Origin of the sequence: Vibrio sp. SCSIO 43086 (assembly GCF_051132235.1) — a bacterium.
Classification (GTDB): Bacteria; Pseudomonadota; Gammaproteobacteria; order Enterobacterales; family Vibrionaceae; genus Vibrio; species Vibrio diabolicus.
The window spans coordinates 2,120,638-2,141,457 of the sequence record NZ_CP072677.1 but is presented as its reverse complement, the minus strand read 5'-3'; the positions used below and the strand labels follow the sequence as shown (position 1 = coordinate 2,141,457).

Sequence of the window (20,820 nt, the reverse complement as noted above, 5' to 3'; positions counted from 1 at the left end):
ATGAAATGTTCGAGAAGAAACTTTTTAGCTAGCAGCGGTGCGTTGATTTTAACTACAGGCGTTGCGGGCACTTCCGTTGTTAGCTCCTCTCTTTATGCCAGCAACAGTGAACAAGCGAAGCGCATGGGTATGGTTCATGATGAAAATGCCTGCATTGGCTGTACCGCTTGTACCGATGCTTGTCGCGAAGTAAATAAAGTCCCTGAAGGCGTGACGCGACTTAAAATTCATCGCAGTGAACCGATTGGAGAATTCCCAGATGTGGAATACCAGTTTACTCGCGAATCCTGTCAGCACTGTGATAATCCACCATGTGTCTATGTGTGCCCAACAGGCGCAGCATACAAAGATGAAGCGACGGGCATTGTGGATGTACACAAAGAGAAATGTGTCGGATGTGGTTATTGCCTTGCTGCTTGTCCTTACCAAGTGCGCTTCTTTAATCCAGTCGATCATTCTGCGGATAAATGTAACTTCTGCCGCGATACCAACCTGGCGCAAGGTAAGCAGCCAGCTTGCGTGGAATCTTGCCCAACAAAAGCACTCATCTTTGGTGATTTAAATGACCCAGCTAGCGAGGTGAGCAAAGCCATTGAAAGCCATGTTGTCTATCGCGATAAATCGCATTTAGGTACGCAGCCTAAACTGTACAAAATTCCGCATAGCAAAGGGGAGGTGTCATCATGAACGGCTTCGAAAGTGCATTCCACTTTGACTCGTTAGTCTGGGATTGGATTATTGCAATTTACTTATTCCTTGCTGGGATGTCAGCAGGTGCGGTGATGATTTCTATCTATTTAAAACGCAAAGTGATTGAAGGTGATCCCGCAAACAATGGCATTATAAAAGCAATGGCTTGGCTCGCGCCATTTGGCATTATTTCTGGCTTAGTGATTTTGATTTTCCACTTAACTAAACCGCTTGAGTTTTGGAAGATCATGATTTACTACAACCCGACTTCCGTGATGTCGATGGGCGTTGTCTTGTTCCAAGTGTACATGCTAGTGCTGTTTGTTTGGATCGGCGTTATCTTCCGCCATCAAATCATCAGCTTTTGTGAAGGGAAGTTACCGAGCAAACTGTTGGATTTTGCCGATGGCATCTTGATTAAAGCAGGGAAAGCCAACAACGCGATTGAGTTGTTCTTGGGCTTTTTAGCGATCGTGCTTGCGGCATACACCGGCTTCTTATTGTCTGCATTGAAGACTTACCCAATGCTAAACAATCCAGTACTGCCAATCTTATTCCTATTCTCTAGTTTGTCATCTGGCGCAGCAGCATGTTTGATGTTCGGCATCTTGGTGTTTAAAGAGTCGACCAGCAGCCCTAGTGTGTCTTGGGTGCACGGATTTGAACGCCCAGTGGTATTGTTTGAGCTGTTTGTCTTAGTGACATTCTTTACTGGGCTTATCTTTAGTGGCGGGCAAAATGAAGCCGCGGCTTGGAATGCCATTTCGAGTGGATTCTGGGCTCAGTGGTTCTGGGTTGGGGTGGTGCTCATCGGAATGATCACACCGTTGACACTAAACTGGCTAACGCCTTCAGAAGTTCGTCATAGAGGAAGTTACGTTTTTGTGGTCACAACGTTGAGCTTGGTTGGTGTACTCATGCTACGTACTTTCATTCTCTATGCCGGTCAAATGACCATCGTGTAAGGAGGCAAAATGGAGGCTGAGCTCGGTTTCTTTTTGTTGATATTGGTGGCTGTCGCATCGACATGTGCGACGCTGCTGCATTGGGTTTGCTTTACGCTGAGTAAGAAGGGAGTGTTGCCACACCAAACCGCAACGTCTCATATTATCAGCTTAGCCTCCTTAGTTTGTTTGGCGCTTTTGATAGTCTGTTTTATTCAGGATGATTTTGCGCTTGAGTATGTGGTTACACACTCGAACAGCCAGTTACCTATCGCGTTTAAGATTGCAGCTGCTTGGGGCGGCCATCAAGGGTCTATGTTGTTTTGGGTCGTTACGTTGAGCTTATGGGCGTCTTTTATTGCTATCAAGTCGCCAGTCTGCACTCAATATACAGGCGATTGCTTGGGGATCATGAACTTACTTATTGCTATTTTCGCTTGGTTTACCCTCACCACGTCCAATCCTTTTGAGTATGCTCAGACACTAGCGTTGGAGGGACGAGATCTCAATCCGATGTTGCAAGATATCGGGCTTATTATTCATCCGCCGCTGTTGTATTTGGGTTACGTTGGTTATGCCGCGATACTGGCGTTCGCTTTAGCTGCGTTATTAGCGAAACGACCTATAAATGAATGGTATGGTATTGCCCGTAGTGCCACTTTCTTTGCTTGGGGTACGCTAACAATTGGAATTTTGATCGGTGCTTGGTGGGCATACAATGAATTAGGTTGGGGCGGGTGGTGGTTTTGGGACCCGGTAGAAAACGCGTCTTTGCTGCCTTGGTTAATGGGTACTGCATTACTGCATAGTGGTGTGTTGTCGAAGCGTAATAAAGGAGCAATTTGGAGCACCTACGCATTGGCTTTTGCGGCGTTCAGTTTGAGTATTCTCGGCACATTTGTGGTGAGATCAGGTGTATTAACCTCAGTACACGCGTTTGCGGTTGATCCAACCAAAGGTGTAGTACTTCTTGCTGTTCTCAGCGTTTTGGTGGTTGTCACTTTTGGTGTGCTCATTGTGCGAGGGCTACATATTCCTCGTTTTACGCTCGATTCGTTAATAAGTCGTGCCTACATGGTATACATCGCTATTGGACTTCTCGTTGTTTGTATGGCGATTGTTTTCCTCGGTACCTTTTACCCAATGCTTTATCAACTGCTTGGCTTGGGTAATATATCCGTTGGGGCACCTTACTTTAACAGCCTCGTTTTTCCCCTTACATTACTTGCTCTGACCTTTCTCGCCTTTATGCCCGTGTTGAAGTGGACGAAAGGAGCCAATCCTCATGCCGTTAAAACTATTGGGTTTGTCGGTATTCATGTTATTGCGGTTAGCGCTATTTTCGTTGTTGCTACTAAAGAGCTTCATATAACGACTTTGATTACTCTGGTATTAGCGACGTGGGTAGTGGTTTCTCATGTGCTATTGCTGTTTTGTGCAGAAAACAAGAGCAAATTAATGCCTATGTTTCTTGCTCATGTTGGCTTTGCGTTGGCTGCAAGCGGAGCAGTATTTAATAGTGACTATTCGTATGAATACAACTTACGGGCAGAGCCAGGTAGCTCGTATCAAAAAGCGGGTATCACCGTTGATTATCATGGAATTGAATGGTTAGTTGGGCCGAACTACACCGCAGAACAGGGAAGTGTTGATCTTTATTTGGAGAGCGGTAAGGCGTTGAACTTTCAACCCGAGAAACGGCATTACCCTGTACGCGTGATGAATATGACCGAGCCCGCTATTCGATCACTATGGCATGGAGACTACTACATCACTTTGGGTGACAAGCTCGACAACAGCGCCTACGCAATTAAAGTGCAATATCGCGCGGGCATATGGTGGATATGGTTTGGTGGCGCTTTAATCGTAATAAGTGCTTTGGGGAGTATGATGAATCTAAGGGGAAAAGGTAATGAGATCGAAAAATACGCTTAAACTGATCGTTCTCATATTGCTAGTTGCGATTTTTTTTGTCACCGCGACAATGGCATTATCCGATAGACCAAACGTAGAAATACAACAAAATCGTATGTTATCTATCCCAGATTTTACCGCTTACTCACTCATTTCAGGCAATCGAATCACCGATGCAGTACTAGAAAATCAAGGTTATGTGCTATTGAATGTTTGGGCGTCTTGGTGCGGGGTTTGTAAACAAGAACATGATGATTTGCTCAACTTAGCTCGACAAGGTGTGCCCATCGTTGGTCTTAACTATCGAGATAAAGAAAGCGCGGCTAAACGCTATTTGAGCTCTTCACACAATCCATATACCGAAGTTATATCCGATCCTAATGGGCAACTGGCGGTTGAACTTGGTGTAATAGGAACGCCGGAAACTTACTTAATTGATCAAAATGGCAATGTTTTGATCAAATATAGAGGTAAGTTAACAATAGACAAATGGAACTCGTTATTTTCGGGGTATTTTAATGTCTCACTTTAAATATGCTTACTTCATTATTGTTTTGTTTTCTTTGTGTTCTTCTTGGGTCAAAGCAGAGCAAATTACGCAGCATGTTGATCTGTTTGAATTTCATTCCGTTGAACTGCAACAAAGAGCAAATGCATTAGCTAAGGCTTTACGATGCCCGCAATGTCAAAACCAAAACCTTGTTGAATCTAATGCACAAGCCGCTAAAGATTTAAGATTGAAAGTGTACTCGATGGTAAACGAAGGAAGCACGGATCAAGAGGTAAAAGATTATTTGGTTCAGAGATATGGGAATATCGTTTTGTATCAGCCACCATTTAATTATTCGACAGCAGCGTTGTGGATCTTTCCTCTATTACTTTTGATCTTTTTTATCCTATTTTCGATCAAAATGATAAAGCGTCAATAATGTGACCACTATTCCACTATGGGAAATAAATCGTGCAGATAACAAACAGAATGTTATCATTTTTCCGAATTTATGAAGATTCCAGTATAAAGAAAATCAACGATTTGAGCTGGAGAAGTAATAAAAGAACTAAGTAGGTGCACGCAGTGGATTCAGTTATATTACAGTTAAAAAAAGACTTTTATTCGCAGATTCGTGCATTGCAAACCTCGAAACTGCCTCAAGTTACATCGTCTCTTGCCGTATTAACCGAAGAAGAAATTCAAGAACTCGAAGCGGTATGGATAGAGCTTACGGTTTGGAAACGTAGCCAAACACATTAAATCATCACCCCTACATACAACTCATTATCAACCCCAGACAAAATTTGTCTGGGGTTTTTTATTGTAGTTTTTCAAAATTGTTATACTATAACAATTCGTCAGCGCGGGGAGTTGTTCTCTTTGGCTGTCTTTAGGGGATAACTGCTCTCAATTGTGATCTCTATATTGAAAAATGCGGTATCAATCCCCATAGTTGAAGAGCAATGAGTGAATCCCATGAATGCAATAACGAAAACGCATCAAGCGCATCAAGCAATAAATCGAGTGAGTATAGATATGGCGGAAGTACGTGCCAGAGTAGATTTTAAAGTCGGGGCTAAAAGTAATATCGATGCTGAAATCCTGTCTTTTCGTGGCCTGAAGACAGATAAAGAGCATGTGGCAGTTATCTTTAGGCAAGCGGATCAAACGCAAGAAACGCCTTTGGTGCGTATGCATTCAGAATGTCTTACTGGTGATGTTTTTCACTCATCCCGCTGTGATTGCGGCGAGCAATTAGAAGAAACCATTCAACGCATGGGCGAATCTGGCGGTATTATTTTATACCTACGTCAGGAAGGTCGTGGTATTGGTCTATACAACAAGATTGATGCGTACCGTTTGCAAAGCCAAGGTATGAACACCTATGAAGCAAACAACCATTTGGGTTTTGATGATGACCTTCGTGATTTCACTGAAGCAGCGCAAATGCTCGAAGCATTAGGTGTAAGTAAAATTCGCCTTGTGACCAACAACCCTAAGAAAATCCGTGAATTAGCAGAATACGGCATCGAGATTGTTGAGGTTGTCAATACCTCTGCACATATTAAAGATGGTAATGAAAGCTACCTAAAAGCAAAAGTTTCTCATGGTAAGCACAATCTAAAATTCTGATTTTATTTATTAAATTATCAGTTTTGCATGTTAAAAGCCTCACAATGATGAGGCTTTTTTTGTATCTAGAGTTGAAAATAAATTGTAAATTTGTATTATCTCGTGACTAATAGTGCAAATAAGAATAATTAGCACTACGAATAAAACAAATAAATTGCTCAACAAGGATGCTTCAGATGAATGCAAAAACAGTTTTAGTCCAATCTATTGCTGCATCACTCCTCATTGCCAGTGGTTCTACCGTTGCTGCCCAAGTAACGAAACAACAAGTCGTTGAACATTATGCAGACGTTGCACATGCAGTCTTTGCTGACTCAGTGACAACGGCGAAAACGCTCGACGTAAAAATCGACGAATTCCTAAAATCGCCATCAGCGGATAAGCTTGAAGAAGTAAAACAAGCGTGGCTAGACTCTCGCGTTCCGTACCAACAATCTGAAGTATTCCGTTTTGGTAACGCGATTGTTGATGACTGGGAAGGGCAGTTAAATGCATGGCCACTTGATGAAGGCCTAATTGACTACGTAGCGACAGATTACCAATATGAACTCGGTAACGAAGGCGCTGCTGCAAACATCATCGCAAACACCAGTTTACAGATTGGTGCTTCTAAACTAGACGTTTCAAAAATTACTCCAGAATTGCTAGCGGATCTCAACGAAGTAGGTGGCTCTGAAGCAAACGTGGCCTCTGGTTACCATGCGATTGAATTCTTACTTTGGGGTCAAGACCTAAACGGCACAAACGCAGGCGCAGGTCAGCGCGCTTACACGGACTTCGTTGTCGGTTCTGAGTGTACGAATGGTCATTGTGACCGTCGTGGTGAGTACCTAAAAGCGGCAGCCGATCTACTGGTTCAAGATCTTGAGTGGATGGAAAAACAGTGGTCTGCGGAAGTGAAAGGCAACTACCGTGAAACGCTTCTTAATGATTCTGCGGATAATGGCCTACGTAAAATGTTGTTCGGTATGGGGTCATTGTCTTTAGGTGAGCTTGCTGGTGAGCGCATGAAGGTGGCGTTGGAAGCAAACTCGACAGAAGATGAGCACGATTGTTTCTCAGACAATACGCACAACTCTCATTACTACAACGAGCAGGGCATCTATAACGTTTACACAGGTCTTTACAAGCGTGAAGACGGCACATTGCTTTCTGGTCCGAGTATTGCTGATCTGGTGGCTCAAAAAGACAAACAAGCAGCTAAAGAGATCCAGAAGCAGTTTGATGTTACGCGTAATCAAGTTGGTAAATTGGTTACGTCTGCAGAGAAGAACAACCAACACTTCGACCAGTTAATTGCAGCGGGTAATGCACAAGGCAACACGTTAGTGAATGACACCATCATGTCATTGGTTGCTCAAACCGGTTCAATTGAACGTGCTGCGGGTATCATTGGCATTGATAGCCTAAGCCCTGATACTGCAGACCACGAGTTTTAATCAAAGTACAAAAAATAATTGAAAGGGCTCGTTTGAGCCCTTTACCGTTTTAACTCGCTGTTATCCCACCCCTCTTGTTGTGTTTTAGAGCAATGATATGAAGCCTTACTTAATTTCGGCCTTGGCCGTGATCTTTTCTTCTACTGCTATCGCGTATGATGTGAAATCTGGTGGACAAACGAGCGTCAAAAAAGAAGGCGCCAACGCGTATTCTCTTCCTGCCGCGAACCTTCCTATGAGTAAACGTCTTGATTTTAGCGTGGGCAATAGTTTTTTCCGCAACCCTTGGGTACAAGCGCCAGCGTCTACCGATGCCAGAGATGGTTTGGGACCTCTTTTCAATACAAATGGTTGTCAAAACTGCCACATCAAAGATGGTCGTGGTCATCCTCCAGAGCAAAATGATTTGCATGCGGTGTCCATGTTAGTGCGTTTGAGCATCTCTGCGATGACGTCAGAACAAAAAACAGCGTACATCAGAGACGGCGTTATACCTGAGCCGACTTATGGCGGCCAGCTCCAAGACTTTGCCCTGCAAGATCAAACGCCAGAAGGAAAAATCGAAATCACGTACACCGATGTGCCAGTGAAGTTTAAAGACGGTACGACGGTGACACTAAGAAAACCTCATTTGAATATTACCGATCTAGGTTACGGCGATATGCACCCTGATACGGAATTTTCAGCACGCGTGGCACCGCCAATGATCGGCCTTGGTTTGTTAGAGAGTATTCCTGACGAAACGCTACTGGCTTGGGCTGATGCACAAGATGCAAATAAAGACGGCATCTCAGGTAAAGTAAACAAGGTTTGGGAGATTGAGAAGGGCGACTTCTCAATTGGTCGTTTTGGCTGGAAAGCCGGGCAACCGACGTTAATGCAGCAAAATGCAGCAGCATTCAATGGTGATGTGGGTCTGACGAGCCATTTATTCCCCAATGAAAACTGTACCTCGAAACAAAGTATTTGTGACGACATGCCAAATGGCGGCAAACCAGAAGTGAGTGAAAATATTCTCGACTTCGTTGAGTTTTACAGCCAGCACTTAGCCGTACCTATTCGCCGAAATGTGAACGATCCTAGCGTGAAACTCGGTCAGAAAATCTTTGCTGCAGCTGGCTGTGAAAGCTGCCATAAGACCACTGTCAAAACGGCGAAGCGACCAGAGTTACCAGCGCTTTCTGAGCAGCTTATCCATCCATATACAGACATGCTTCTGCATGATATGGGTGAAGGTTTAGCCGATAACCGTCCTGAGTACTTAGCAAACGGCCGTGAATGGCGAACGGCACCCCTATGGGGTATTGGTTATACCGAAGAAGTAAACGGGCATACTTACTTCTTGCATGATGGCCGCGCCCGTAATCTGATGGAAGCGGTACTGTGGCACGGCGGTGAAGCGGAAACGGCGAAACAAAACGTCTTAGCACTGAATAAAAAAGAACGTGATGCATTGATTGCGTTTCTGAATTCTTTATAAGGAACCAACCATGAAAAAAACACTGTTAGTGAGTGCGGTTGCCGCAACGTTAAGTTTGGTTGGTTGCCAATCGACAGTCGGTTCTCGCTCTGCCAAGCCTGAGAGTACAAGTCATATTTCTCAAGCGGTCTACGAAGTTGAGTTTCAATCTGCGCAGACGTTTTTAGCGCAAACCACAGAACTTGAACAAAGCTTCGCGGATTACTGCACATCAGAGACGAAAGATGATGCGCAAGTAAAACAGCAATGGCACCAAACTATGCTGACGTGGATGGCATTACAAGGTCAAGAGCGTGGCCCTGCTACGGCGTTGGAGCAAAGTTGGAATGTCCAGTTTTGGCCAGATAAAAAGAACACCACTGGCCGAAAAATGTCTGTGCTGACGAAATCTGACCAAGTTTGGAGTGCGGAAAAGATCTCCACGCAAAGTGTTACTGTGCAAGGCCTAGGTGCACTAGAATGGCTGCTTTACGATAAAGCGTCGACCTTATCTAGCAACAGCAATACCTGTGCGACAGGTATTGCAATTGCTGAAAACCTGGAGAACAAAGCGCAGATCATCGCAGATTCTTGGGCACAAAATCCCTGGAAGTCGTTAGAGATGACGGAATGGAAATCCGAGTACATTTCGCTGCTTTCTAATCAGCTTGACTACAGTATGAAGAAGTTGAGTCGTCCATTAGCGAAGATTGGTAAGCCTCGTCCTTACTTTTCTGAATCTTGGCGTTCAGAGACGTCGCTTTCAAACTTAAAAGCAAACCTTGAAGCAATGGAAGCGCTGTATCTTGCCAACGGTAATGGTCTAGATGCACTACTAAGAGAGCAAGGCCATGTAGATCTCGCAGACCGTGTTGTTCACCAGTTTGAAATGGCGTTGGAAACATGGCCGGAAGATAAGAGTTTGTTCACGGCTTTACAAAGTAAAGAAGGCTACCGCATGGTACTCGCTCAATACAACAAGCTAGAGCAATTGAAGTACTTGATCCATGAAGAAGTGGCGATCGAGCTTGGCGTGGTTATAGGATTTAATGCAACCGATGGTGACTGATCAAACCCGCCGAACCTTACTGAAAGCCGCACTCTTTGGTGCGGCCGCACCTATGATGCCATTTGGTTGTGCTTCAACACGTTCACGTCAACCAGCGTTGATTGGCTGCTCAATCATCGGCCGAGATAAATACGCAGCGGTAGTGGCCGATGAGCATGGTATACCGCTATCTTCGTTGCCGATTCCTGAGCGTGGTCATGGTGTGGCGACCAACCCACAAGGTCACGCTGTGGTCTTTGGTCGTCGACCAGGAACTTTCTTCATGGTGTTTGATTATCGCTCTGAGCAGATGATCAAGCTGCAGCTAGCAAAACCGGATCGCCATTTCTATGGTCATGGTGTTTACTCCCGTGACGGCACGTTGCTATTTGCGACAGAAGGAGAAAGGGGCACAAGCCGTGGGATCATCGGTGTTTATGATGTGCAAAAGCAATATCAAAAGATCGATGAGTTAACGGGTTTTGGCCTTGGCCCTCATGAAGTGATCATGATGCCTGATGGCGCATTAGCGATTGGCGTCGGTGGCGTACACACCAACGGCCGTGAACCGCTCAATCTTGATAGCATGAGACCAAGCCTGAGTTACCTTTCACAAGAAGGTGAGCTGTTGGGTCAAGTCTCTTTACCAGATCATAAGTTGAGCATCCGTCATTTAGCGCATGATGGTGCAGAGACGGTACTGTGTGGTCAGCAATATCGTGGAGAGCCGGATGAATACCCAGCTTTACTTGCGATGCACACTCGTGGAGGCGTGATGCAATCTTTGCATGCGGAACCCGAAGAGTGGGCGAGATTTAATTACTATGTCGCGAGTATCGCGGCGACGGATGAATGGATCCTTGCGACTTCTCCTCCAGGCAGTTGTTATGGGATATGGTCTAAATCTACAGGGAAATTGGTAGAACTAAGTGCGTTACCAGACGCCTCTGGTGTTGTGGTCTATGGCGATGAGTTCCGAGTCAGCTCTGGTGCTGGCAAAGTGGTTGAGCAAAGGCCAACGACACATAAAAGCGCTTCTTTTAGTGGTGTTCAATGGGATAACCATTGGTCAAAGATTGTTTGAACCCAAATAGATAAAGAAACTTGATGTTAATTTCAACATCAGATTCTTAATTTTAAACCTGCAAGCTGTGAGATATTTGCCATACTTTTCATTATGGCAAGTAGCGCAAGGATCGTTTCAGTGTTTGCTAGGGTTTTAATCATGACGGCACTTATGGTGCCGTTTTTCAGCTTTTCTACCGTCGTTTCTCTCGAAGCTTCTGCACAAACAGAGCAAGAGGGAGCGGTACAAAAGCTGTCTGTCGAAAAAATGATCCATTATCCAGAGGTGATTGACCAGCTTTATCAAAGTACTAATTACCGTTTGAACTGGGAAAATGAAAGCGATATTGAGCAGTTTCTTTTTCAAGTAAACCTGGTTGCTCTTGCTGGCGTCACGGACGAATTCGAGAATCAACTCCATCGTATAAACCAAGTTCGATGGCAGGGAGATAACCTCGACTTTGATTTGGTAATGACAGATTCACTGTTGATGTATCTCAGCTATCTCGAGCAGCTCCCTGAAGAAGGTATCAATTGGTTATTTGCTAACAAAGCCCACGTGATTTTACCTGCTCCTAGCATCGATACTTTGTCCGTACTGAGTAACGAAATTACGGTAGGCAAACTTAGTCAATTCTTAGCAAGCCTTCGCTCTCCTTTACAAACGGACGAAGCTTTTTATTCCGCTTACTCCTCTTTATCCGAGCACGCTCAGTATCAATATCCAATCTATGAACAAACGGGACTTGCCCGTGTCGGTGACCAATTAGAAAATAAACCGCTTCTGATTGAGCGTATGGAAGTGGTTGGTGTGGATGTATCGTATTTAGATATCACGACCCAACAGTATGATGAAGAATTAGAGTTAGCTGTGAAAGAGTTTCAGCGTATTCATGGCTTGAAAGAGGATGGGGTGATTGGCCCGAATACCATTCGGTGGATCAACTTTTCTCCTCAAGAACGATTGCATCTATTGGCGCTGAACTCAGAACGTTCAAGGATTTGGTCCAAAGACAGAGATAATGTTGTCTTTGTAAATGTACCTGGATACGAAGTAACGTATTGGCACGATGGTCAACCGCTGTTCGAGTCTAAAGTTGTGGTTGGCAGAGCCTCAAGAAAAACACCAATCATGTCGGGAACTCTTGACTCCGTCATTCTCAACCCCACATGGAATGTGCCATGGACCATAATGGTGAAAGACATCATTCCTAAAGTGAAACGTAATCCGATGTATTTGATTAACCATAACATTCAAATCATCCGGTCTTGGACGTCAAACGAAATTATTGACCCTACAACCATCAATTGGGCGACGGTGAATCCGAGAACATTTCCTTATCGTATGCGACAGGCATCTGGCTTACACAATGCATTGGGATTGTATAAGTTTAATATGCCAAACCCCCAAGCTATCTATTTGCATGATACGCCAAGTAAAAACTTGTTCGAACGAGATAGACGTGCATTCAGTTCCGGGTGTGTCCGCGTTGAGCATGCTGACCAGCTGGCGGAGCTCTTATTCAAAACTCAGGGACTAGAAGAACGCCTAGCGAAAAAACGGGAAAGTACGCGTCGCTCTAACACGTCGGTTCCTTTAGGAGAACGCATCCAAGTGCACATTATTTATCAAACCGCATGGCTAGAAGAGGGAACACTTTACTACCGAGATGATATCTATAAATACGATCACCGTAGTTGAAATCTTTAAATAAAATTTACAAAACTAAGAATCTTCTGTTTGCTCAATAATTAAGCGTCAATCACCACATCTTAAAATTAGGGTGGAGCGATTTATGAATTTGACGTGACAAAGGTGTTTGGGTAATGTCCGCGACTTGTTTAGTTGTTGAGCATTGTTTTTTGAAATGGTAAGTCGTAATTTTTCCCGCCGAGATTTCCTTAAAATGACCGCTGGTGGCGTGGTTTTGGCATCTGCCTTGCCATCGATTTCATGGGCTTCATTCCCTGACGAGCCACGTGAGTTGGCGATGAACAACCTTAATACTGGAGAGCTCCTCGAAACATGCTATTTCGATGGTAGACGCTATCTTGATGATGAACTAAAAAAGCTGAATGAGTTTTGTCGTGATCACCGTCGAAACGAAGTTCATCCGATGGATCGACGCTTGTTCGATCAAATCAGCCAGATTCAAAAGCTGATCGGTACAGATGCAGAAGTCATTGTAATTTCTGGTTACCGTTCGCCTTTGACCAATGCGTCCCTGCGTAAAGGGGCTAGCGGAGTGGCGAAGAAAAGTCTTCACATGGAAGGTAAGGCCATAGACTTCCGTCTTGATGGAGTGAAATTGTCTACTGTACGCGATGCAGCAATTAGCTTGAAAGCTGGTGGTGTTGGGTATTATCCAAGTAGTAACTTTGTCCATATCGATACAGGTGCTGTGCGTTCTTGGTAAGTCAATAGCAAGCCTTGAAGTCGCATGGGGTTAGTGTCATAGTTGCGCCAGTTTTAACGTAAATTTGTTTGGTAATAGGTTTTCTATGGCTCTGAAATACCAAGTTGTCCCAGTGACATCTTTTTCTCAAAACTGTTCTATCGTGTGGTGTGATGAAACGATGAAAGGCATCGTTATTGACCCAGGCGGTGACGAAAAGCAACTTGCTATGCTCATTAAAGAGCTTGGTATCGAGATCGTCAACTTGGTGCTAACTCATGGTCACCTAGATCATGTTGGCGGAACAGAGCCGCTGGCTGCAATGCTTGGTGGTACTGAGATCATTGGTCCTCATAAAGCGGATAATTTTTGGCTACAAGGTCTAGAAGGGCAAAGCCAAATGTTTGGTTTCCCATTGACTGAAGCCTTTGAACCGCATAAATGGTTAAATGAGGGTGACACTGTCACATTTGGTAATCAAGTATTAAAGGTATTCCACACACCAGGTCATACCCCTGGTCACGTTGTTCTTTATAGTGAAGAAGCGCGATTGGCGTTTGTGGGCGACGTATTGTTTAACGGTAGCATTGGCCGAACTGACTTCCCACAAGGTGATTTCAATACCTTGATTAGCTCTATCAAAGAGAAATTGTGGCCTTTAGGCAATGATGTCACGTTTGTCCCTGGTCACGGCCCTCAATCGACTTTCGGTCACGAACGTAAAACTAACCCGTTTGTTGCTGACGAGATGCCGCTTTACTAAAAGCGCGTGTACTAAGCATTATTCTGGCTCGGCGGCAGCTAAGTATCGCCGAGTCAGTCCCACAAAATCCTCTGCTTCACGATCTAGGTCACTGGCTGATATAAACAGATCGTAGCCGTAAAATCCTCTTTGATATTTCATACGGTTGGCGAGCATCGCCAGCAAGCCTTTATACTCAACCCCGTTGCTGTTTATGTATGGCTTAGGATCAAGCACCATATCTTCAAACTTTTCTTCACACTGATTCTGCTTCGCACCTAAATAAAGTAGTGCGCGTTGGCTAAGGAGAATTTCTGTCGCTATACGAGGGCAGATCGAATCCAAATAAGGTGAGTAGTGTTTTAGACGAATACCAATCCAAGGTAGCGGCTGATGCCACCCTTCCTGCTGGTAGCTACAAATCCCTATTGACTCAATATTTCGCCATCGGACGACCCATCCGCCTTTAAAAAGATGTTGTTGGAAGTGAGAAGCTGTCAGCGTAAAAGTGACTTGGCTTTTTTTGATCATCAAGATGGCGAAACCAACAATTGCAGACATTAAAATGACCGACAACATGGCTTGCTTCCATCCCGGAGAAATGACAACCAAAAACAGGGTTATCAGTGCAACGAGCAACAAAAGTATTCTGTTGATAGGGGAGTCGGGTTTGAAATGTGAATTTGTTAGGTGCAGCGTTTCCATGCTTATAACCTCATCGAATACTTGATCAAAAATGCGTGATGACTAAATGTGCATTGACTTGCATTTGAAATAAAAGAAACCTCTGTTTTTATACCCAGTATTCAATAAATCCGTTCATAAAATATCTGATTAAATAGTAGACGTTCTATGCTTTGAGCGCATTTTTCATCGCGTTTCGCCGCTAAAACCTACAAATTGCTTGTGAATTTTGGTATAAAACGCGCTTCAAATTTTCATCCCTGCTGAGATGCAGTGAACTGGAGAAATATTCAATGAGACTTGCTCATAAGCGTAAAGTGCAGATGAAACTGCAAAAACGCATTAAAGCGACAGTAGCAAACTTAGCTGCAGCACCTAAAGCAGTGAAGCCTGTTGCCGAAAAAGCAGTAGCACCTTCTGTTGCTGAAAAAGCTGTTGCGGAGAAAGTAGTAGCTGAGAAAAAAGTAGCTGCAGTGAAAACAGTTGATGTTGCCCTTACTCCTAAGCAACAACAAGTATTAGACATCGTTGTAGCAAATGCTGAAGGTATCAACCCTAAAGGCATTGGTTTAGCTGCAGGTCAAGAAGATACTAAAGCGGCATCATGGGCTACTGGCGCACTGAAGAAGCTTCTTGAAGAAAACCTAGTTCAAAAAGAGCAGTTAGCAGGTAACAAAGTTATCTACAAAGCAGTTTAATTACCGCTACCGTGCTAGATTGAATACCTCGGCCAATGCCGGGGTATTTTTTTATCTTCGTATTGAAAATAATCCATTAGGTATTGATTTTAACGCTGCCAATAAGTGCTTTGTCACATTTTCTTAAATACTATGTAAATTTTTTGGCAGAGAAGTACGTACGTATCATTTTTCTTTTTGCATCGTTAAGGGAAAAGTAACTCATTAATTTTATTATGGTTAAACTTATTGCATAACGGCTGTCCTACGTAGTTATACGTAATACCTAAGGCTAATGTCTTATTGATGAATTACTCGCTTCCGTGTTCATGCCCATTTCGCATTCGACAACATTGTTACATCTTTTATACCGAATACAGCCAATCCTAATGAAATGGATGACAACAATAACCTTGGTGATAAAGGACGTGAACGATGAGTCTAATCCAAAAATCTTTAAAACGAGTGCTCAAAACAACCGCTGTCGTTGCCGCGATGACATTCGTTGTGACTTCTGCAAATGCTGCTGAAAAAGTCTATCGTTTAAAGCTTGCTGAAACTTGGGGACCTAACTTCCCTATTTTTGGTGATGCGACAAAAAACATGGCAAAAATGGCAGAGGAGATGTCCAACGGGCGTCTGCAAATCCGTATTGATTCCGCAAACAAGCACAAAGCGCCTTTTGGGGTGTTTGATATGGTTAAGTCTGGCCAATACGACATGGGCCACTCGGCGTCTTACTACTGGAAGGGCAAGGTTCCAAACACACTTTACTTCACTTCTATGCCTTTCGGTATGTTACCAACTGAGCAGTATGCGTGGTTTTACTACGGCGGTGGTATGGAGCTGATGGAGAAGGTGTACTCTCCACATAATTTGATGTCTTTCCCTGGAGGTAATACCGATACTCAGATGGGCGGGTGGTTCCAGAAAGAGATCAAGTCCGTCGAGGATTTGCAGGGTTTGAAAATGCGTATCCCAGGTTTTGCAGGTGAGATCTTGGCAGAGTTAGGTGCAAAACCAACGAATATCGCCCCTGGTGAGCTATATACCTCTCTAGAGCGTCGCACAATTGATGCCTTGGAGTGGGTTGGTCCATCATTGGACTTGCGCATGGGCTTCCACAAAATCGCGCCATACTACTACACAGGTTGGCATGAGCCAGCAACTGAGCTTCAGTTCCTTGTTAATAAGCGTACTTGGAACCGTCTACCTGATGATCTAAAAGCGATTTTACAAGTAGCAATGAAAACCGCCGCTTACGATATGTACACACAATCGAAACACGAAAGTGGCAAAAACTGGGCATCTATCAAATCTGAATACCCAAATGTTGAAGTCAAAGACTTCCCGCCTGAAGTAGTGGCTGCGTTGCGAGAAGCAAACGATCGTTTGTTGAAAGAGCACGCAGAAAAAGATGCTTTGGCGAAAGAGATTCAAGAGTCGCAAGCGAACTACATGAATCAAGTTCGACCTTGGTCAGACATTTCACACCGAGCTTACTTAAACAGTCAAGCTCAACAATAACGTTATGACGCAGGCGACGCCGAGAGGTTTAGCCTGCGAACGAAGCCCAAGAAAACTTCATAATGAATGCTCCGCACCATAGCGGAGCGTATCCAAACGTTCCACGGAGTTCGGAATGAGAAGTCTTATTTATATTGAGCGATTATTTAACCGCTTTAGCGATTTCCTCGGATGGTTGTCCAGCATCCTGTTTATTTTATTGTTGGTGAATGTGGTTTACGACGTTGTGATGCGATATGTATTCAACGATGTATCCATTGCATTCCAAGAAATGGAATGGCATCTATTCTCCGCTGTATTTCTGCTTGGTGTGCCTTACGCGATTAAGTCTGGTGGCCATGTTCGCGTTGACATTTTTTATGAACGCTTATCTTACAAAGCACAATCCATCATCGACATCATAGGCACGCTATTTTTCTTATTCCCTTTTTGCCTACTGGTGGCTTGGTTTGGTATCGATTTCGCCAAAGAAAGTTACGCGCTAGGCGAGACGTCTGGTGATCCAGGCGGATTGCCATATCGTTGGATCATCAAAGCGATGATTCCGCTGTCATTTTTCTTTATGGCAGTTAGTGGCATTGGACTGCTGCTGCATTCGATCAACAAGATTGTTAACCCTCATCTTATCTATGCCGGTAATAACGGTAAGTCGTAAAAGGAAGTCATTATGATCGGTATAGTGATGTTTTTTGTCGCGCTCTTTGCGCTTTTATTGGGATTCCCCGTTGCCTTTACTTTTGGCGGTATTGCACTGATTTTTGGTGTTTGGGCTGAAGGCATCGAGATGTTTGCTTTCATGCCATATCGTATTCAATCCATTATGGAAAATACGGTGCTAATGGCCGTACCATTGTTTGTCTTCATGGGACTAGTACTTCAGAAGACGAAGCTTGCAGAGCAACTGCTTGAGTCGATGGGACGTCTGTTTGGCGGCGTCCGTGGTGGTATTGCTATTTCGACAGTATTAGTTGGCGCATTACTTGCCGCGTCAACGGGCGTAGTCGGCGCATCGGTTGTTGCGATGGGGCTGATCTCACTCCCTGTGATGCTTAAATACAATTACGACAAAGGCTTGGCGTGCGGGACTATTTGTGCGTCTGGTACCTTGGGACAAATTATCCCGCCTTCTATCGTGTTGATCTTGTTAGGGGATGTACTCGGTGTTCCGGTCGGGGACTTATTCCAAGCTGCAATCTGGCCCGGTATCACGCTCGTCGGCGCCTATGTTATCTACATTCTTATTTATGCGAAGTTGAATCCTCAAGCGGCACAGGCGATAGAGCGCGATGAGTCGATTAGTCGAAAGCAAGAAGTGTTCACCGCGCTGAAAGCCGTTTTACCGCCACTAGCACTGATCATTGTGGTATTGGGCTCCATCTTTGCTGGGATTGCAACGCCAACAGAGTCAGCGGCTCTGGGCGGCGCTGGTGCGATAGTTCTGTCGTTACTGTATAAGCAGTTTAGTTGGTCGATGATTTATGATGCATCGAAAGAAACAGTTAAAGTAACCGCAATGGTCTTTGCTATTTTGCTAGGGGCAACCGCCTTTTCAATGGCATTTACCTACACTGGCGGTGATTATCTAGTCGAAGAGTGGATGTTAGAACTGCCGGGTGAAAAGTGGGGCTTCCTCATCATTACCATGGTGGTGATTCTGATTTTAGGCTTCTTTATCGACTTCGTTGAAATCTGCTTTATCATCGTGCCAATTATTGCGCCGGTCGCTGAGTTGATGGGCATCAATATGACGTGGTTTGCGATTCTTATCGCAATGAACTTACAGACATCATTCCTAACACCGCCATTTGGTTTTAGTTTGTTCTATCTAAAAGGCGTCGCACCAGCAGGTGTCACTACGCGAGATATTTACAAAGGTGTGATGCCGTTTATCGCGATTCAAATTGTCGTGTTGGCTTCTTTACTGTTTTTCCCAGGCTTTTATGGCATGAGTTGATCACTCGATAATAAAAGAGATTTTGTGAACTGAGAGTTTTTACCTTTTGAGACAAGTTGTTAAGCTGCTATTTATGTCTAGGCGGACGAAGTCGAGTTATTTGTGCTGCTAAGATAGTGAGCTGTAAAGCAGCGTTTCATGGAGGAAAGGGATGCCTCTCAAAGCAAAGTTAATTCTGCTGACATTGATACCCGTGGTATTGGTGTCAGCGAGTATCAGTTGGATTTCTATCTATCAAACCAAGACTCTTGGCAAAAGGGAGGTAGAGATCTTTCATCAAAACCTGATCCAATCAAAAGAGGCGGCGCTCAAAGACACGGTCGACGTCGCCTTTGACTCCATTTCTTATATCTACAACGATCCAACCTTAGAAGAGAGCGTTGCTAAAACACGCGTGAAAGCGATTCTAAACCGTTTAAGCTACGGAGCAGACGGCTACTTTTTTGCTTACGATAAATACGGCACCAACCTTGTACATCCTGTTCTTCCAGAGCTAGTAGGGGAAAACTTACTCTATCTTGAAGACGAAAATGGCGATCGTCTAATTGAAGCTTTGTTGTATCAAGCTCAATCAGGTGGAGGATTTCATCAGTACCTGTGGCAAAAGCCATCTACGGGTGAAGTCGTCCCAAAGCTTAGCTACGCCGCATGGCTCGATAAGTGGGAATGGATGATAGGGACAGGGCTCTATATTGAGGACGTCAGCCAAGAAGTTGCCAATATGCGTGCTGCGGTGAACAAAAATATCGAAACGACTTTTTTCTCGGTCGTCGTGATCTTAGCGGTGACCGTTGCTGTAATTATCGTTCTCACTTTAGCGATCAATCTGCATGAACACCGTCTTGCCGATAAAAACCTTAAAGAGTTGGCACATAAAACCGTCATGTTTCAAGAGGATGAGAAAAAGCATCTAGCGAGAGAGTTGCATGATGGAATCAACCAGTTGTTAGTTTCTAGTAAATGTCATTTGGATTTAATGAGTCATAGACTGGAAGACGAAAAACTCAAATCCCACTTAGATAAATCGCAACGCTCATTAGTCACCGCGATAAATGAAGTAAGGCATATTTCTCATCAACTTCGCCCTAGCGCCCTTGATGATATCGGCTTAGAGGCGGCACTGACCACTTTACTGCAAGACTTTCACTCTCACTCTGGGATTGATATCGAGAGTAATTTTGATACTCAGCAGTACAAACTGACGTCGGAAGTCGCGACGACCTTGTATCGTGTTGCTCAAGAGTCTTTGAACAATATCGAAAAACACGCAAGAGCGAAAAAAGTGACGGTTACTTTGCAAAAAATGGGCAATATGCTGCAATTACTCATACGTGACGACGGTGTTGGCTTTGTGGTTAACCAAGCAGTGCACCAACAAGGGATTGGGTTAAGGAACATGCAAGAGCGTGTAGAGTTCATTGGTGGTGAGTTTGAACTGATGAGTGAGCTTGGTTTAGGAACAGAGATTACCGTGCTGCTTAATTTGGATGAATTAGTTTATGGATAAACCGATTAGTGTGGTGATTGTGGATGATCATCAAGTGGTCTTAGATGGCTTCATGGCTCGCTTGGAGTTAGAGCCTGATATTGAAGTGGTCGGTACAGCAAGCAATGGGCTGGAAGCGATTGAAGTCGCAAAGCACCTTCAGCCTGATGTCATCTTGATGGACATTAGCATGCCGATAATGAACGGTATTGAAGCGACAGGGGTAATTAAAGAAGAGCGACCAGAAAGCAAAATACTTATGCTGACCATGCACGATAACCGTGAATACATCATGAAGGTCATGCAAGCTGGCGCAGTAGGGTACATGCTCAAGGAAATCTCGGCCGAGAAAATGGTGCAAGCAATAAAAACGGTGAATCAAGGTTCAACGTATTTCTGTGAGTCTGTCACACAAACGCTTTTTACCCAAGAGGTGGTGCCAGCCACTCAAAAAACGAATCCACTTAGCCGCAGGGAAGAAGCGGTGCTTAAATTAGTCGCTCAAGGAAACAGCAGTAAGAAAATCGCCACACTACTTAACATTAGCTACCGAACGGTAGAGACGCATCGCCACAACATTAAGCACAAGTTGGATTTACATTCGACGGCGGAGCTAGCGAAATATGCGTTTGAAACAGGGTTAACGGAGTAGGAGAGTAGTGCCCGCAAA

At 44.3% G+C, this 20,820-nt stretch carries 21 protein-coding genes; 20 read left to right on the top strand and 1 reads right to left on the bottom strand.

The window, feature by feature from the left end; all coding sequences use genetic code 11:
• From nrfC to J8Z23_RS10190, 14 genes are all read left to right on the top strand, one after another.
• Nucleotides 1–687, top strand: coding sequence for a cytochrome c nitrite reductase Fe-S protein (nrfC, locus tag J8Z23_RS10255; RefSeq protein ID WP_012841634.1), 687 nt, complete (start codon nucleotides 1–3; stop codon nucleotides 685–687).
• The gene (gene nrfD, locus J8Z23_RS10250) at nucleotides 684–1,655 is read left to right on the top strand and encodes a cytochrome c nitrite reductase subunit NrfD (protein WP_434633376.1); all 972 of its coding nucleotides are present in this window, start codon (nucleotides 684–686) and stop codon (nucleotides 1,653–1,655) included. The genes nrfC and nrfD overlap by 4 nt, the downstream gene beginning before the upstream one ends.
• Nucleotides 1,656–1,664: 9 nt before the next feature.
• Nucleotides 1,665–3,569, top strand: coding sequence for a heme lyase CcmF/NrfE family subunit (locus J8Z23_RS10245; protein WP_434633374.1), 1,905 nt, complete (start codon nucleotides 1,665–1,667; stop codon nucleotides 3,567–3,569).
• Nucleotides 3,547–4,080, top strand: a complete 534-nt coding sequence (locus J8Z23_RS10240; RefSeq protein ID WP_041852916.1) for a DsbE family thiol:disulfide interchange protein — start codon at nucleotides 3,547–3,549, stop codon at nucleotides 4,078–4,080. Before J8Z23_RS10245 ends, J8Z23_RS10240 begins: the two co-directional genes overlap by 23 nt.
• The gene (nrfF, locus tag J8Z23_RS10235) at nucleotides 4,067–4,477 is read left to right on the top strand and encodes a heme lyase NrfEFG subunit NrfF (protein ID WP_005394762.1); all 411 of its coding nucleotides are present in this window, start codon (nucleotides 4,067–4,069) and stop codon (nucleotides 4,475–4,477) included. Before J8Z23_RS10240 ends, nrfF begins: the two co-directional genes overlap by 14 nt.
• Nucleotides 4,478–4,623: 146 nt before the next feature.
• A complete protein-coding gene (locus tag J8Z23_RS10230) occupies nucleotides 4,624–4,800 on the top strand; it encodes a hypothetical protein (RefSeq protein WP_005394761.1) in 177 nt (58 codons plus the stop codon).
• Between the two features lie 216 nt (nucleotides 4,801–5,016).
• Nucleotides 5,017–5,673, top strand: coding sequence for a GTP cyclohydrolase II (locus J8Z23_RS10225; protein ID WP_005394759.1), 657 nt, complete (start codon nucleotides 5,017–5,019; stop codon nucleotides 5,671–5,673).
• 176 nt (nucleotides 5,674–5,849) lie between these two features.
• Nucleotides 5,850–7,112 (top strand): imelysin family protein, encoded by a 1,263-nt coding sequence (locus tag J8Z23_RS10220; protein WP_047009973.1) that lies wholly within the window; start codon nucleotides 5,850–5,852, stop codon nucleotides 7,110–7,112.
• A gap of 97 nt (nucleotides 7,113–7,209) precedes the next feature.
• Complete coding sequence (locus tag J8Z23_RS10215; protein ID WP_434633370.1) at nucleotides 7,210–8,592, top strand: di-heme oxidoredictase family protein; 1,383 nt, start codon at nucleotides 7,210–7,212, stop codon at nucleotides 8,590–8,592.
• A 10-nt stretch (nucleotides 8,593–8,602) separates the two neighbouring features.
• The gene (locus tag J8Z23_RS10210) at nucleotides 8,603–9,640 is read left to right on the top strand and encodes an imelysin family protein (RefSeq protein WP_301659636.1); all 1,038 of its coding nucleotides are present in this window, start codon (nucleotides 8,603–8,605) and stop codon (nucleotides 9,638–9,640) included.
• Nucleotides 9,621–10,703: a DUF1513 domain-containing protein gene (locus J8Z23_RS10205; protein WP_301659635.1), complete on the top strand. Its 1,083-nt coding sequence runs from the start codon at nucleotides 9,621–9,623 to the stop codon at nucleotides 10,701–10,703. Before J8Z23_RS10210 ends, J8Z23_RS10205 begins: the two co-directional genes overlap by 20 nt.
• Before the next feature lie 141 nt (nucleotides 10,704–10,844).
• The gene (locus J8Z23_RS10200) at nucleotides 10,845–12,386 is read left to right on the top strand and encodes a L,D-transpeptidase family protein (protein ID WP_065646586.1); all 1,542 of its coding nucleotides are present in this window, start codon (nucleotides 10,845–10,847) and stop codon (nucleotides 12,384–12,386) included.
• Between the two features lie 166 nt (nucleotides 12,387–12,552).
• Nucleotides 12,553–13,101 carry a DUF882 domain-containing protein gene (locus tag J8Z23_RS10195; protein ID WP_048625700.1) on the top strand — a complete coding sequence of 183 codons (549 nt, stop codon included), beginning with the start codon at nucleotides 12,553–12,555 and terminating at the stop codon, nucleotides 13,099–13,101.
• Between the two features lie 85 nt (nucleotides 13,102–13,186).
• Nucleotides 13,187–13,843, top strand: coding sequence for an MBL fold metallo-hydrolase (locus tag J8Z23_RS10190; RefSeq protein ID WP_258647446.1), 657 nt, complete (start codon nucleotides 13,187–13,189; stop codon nucleotides 13,841–13,843).
• An 18-nt stretch (nucleotides 13,844–13,861) separates the two neighbouring features.
• Here J8Z23_RS10190 and J8Z23_RS10185 read toward each other — a convergent pair whose 3' ends face one another.
• A complete protein-coding gene (locus tag J8Z23_RS10185; protein ID WP_048625698.1) occupies nucleotides 13,862–14,527 on the bottom strand; it encodes a DUF2982 domain-containing protein in 666 nt (221 codons plus the stop codon).
• 272 nt (nucleotides 14,528–14,799) lie between these two features.
• On the opposite strand from J8Z23_RS10185, the gene J8Z23_RS10180 reads away from it, so the two are divergent.
• The 6 genes from J8Z23_RS10180 to J8Z23_RS10155 all read left to right on the top strand — a co-directional run bounded on the left by J8Z23_RS10180 (nucleotide 14,800) and on the right by J8Z23_RS10155 (nucleotide 20,802).
• Entirely contained in the window at nucleotides 14,800–15,204 is a 405-nt protein-coding gene (locus J8Z23_RS10180; protein WP_005394736.1) for a hypothetical protein, read from the top strand.
• 414 nt (nucleotides 15,205–15,618) lie between these two features.
• A complete protein-coding gene (locus J8Z23_RS10175) occupies nucleotides 15,619–16,710 on the top strand; it encodes a TRAP transporter substrate-binding protein (protein ID WP_005394734.1) in 1,092 nt (363 codons plus the stop codon).
• A gap of 115 nt (nucleotides 16,711–16,825) precedes the next feature.
• A complete protein-coding gene (locus tag J8Z23_RS10170; RefSeq protein WP_012841642.1) occupies nucleotides 16,826–17,365 on the top strand; it encodes a TRAP transporter small permease subunit in 540 nt (179 codons plus the stop codon).
• 12 nt (nucleotides 17,366–17,377) lie between these two features.
• Nucleotides 17,378–18,664 (top strand): TRAP transporter large permease, encoded by a 1,287-nt coding sequence (locus J8Z23_RS10165; RefSeq protein ID WP_005394731.1) that lies wholly within the window; start codon nucleotides 17,378–17,380, stop codon nucleotides 18,662–18,664.
• 151 nt (nucleotides 18,665–18,815) lie between these two features.
• Entirely contained in the window at nucleotides 18,816–20,171 is a 1,356-nt protein-coding gene (locus tag J8Z23_RS10160) for a cache domain-containing protein (RefSeq protein ID WP_005394729.1), read from the top strand.
• Entirely contained in the window at nucleotides 20,164–20,802 is a 639-nt protein-coding gene (locus J8Z23_RS10155) for a response regulator (RefSeq protein WP_005394727.1), read from the top strand. Before J8Z23_RS10160 ends, J8Z23_RS10155 begins: the two co-directional genes overlap by 8 nt.
• Nucleotides 20,803–20,820 lie beyond the last annotated feature (18 nt).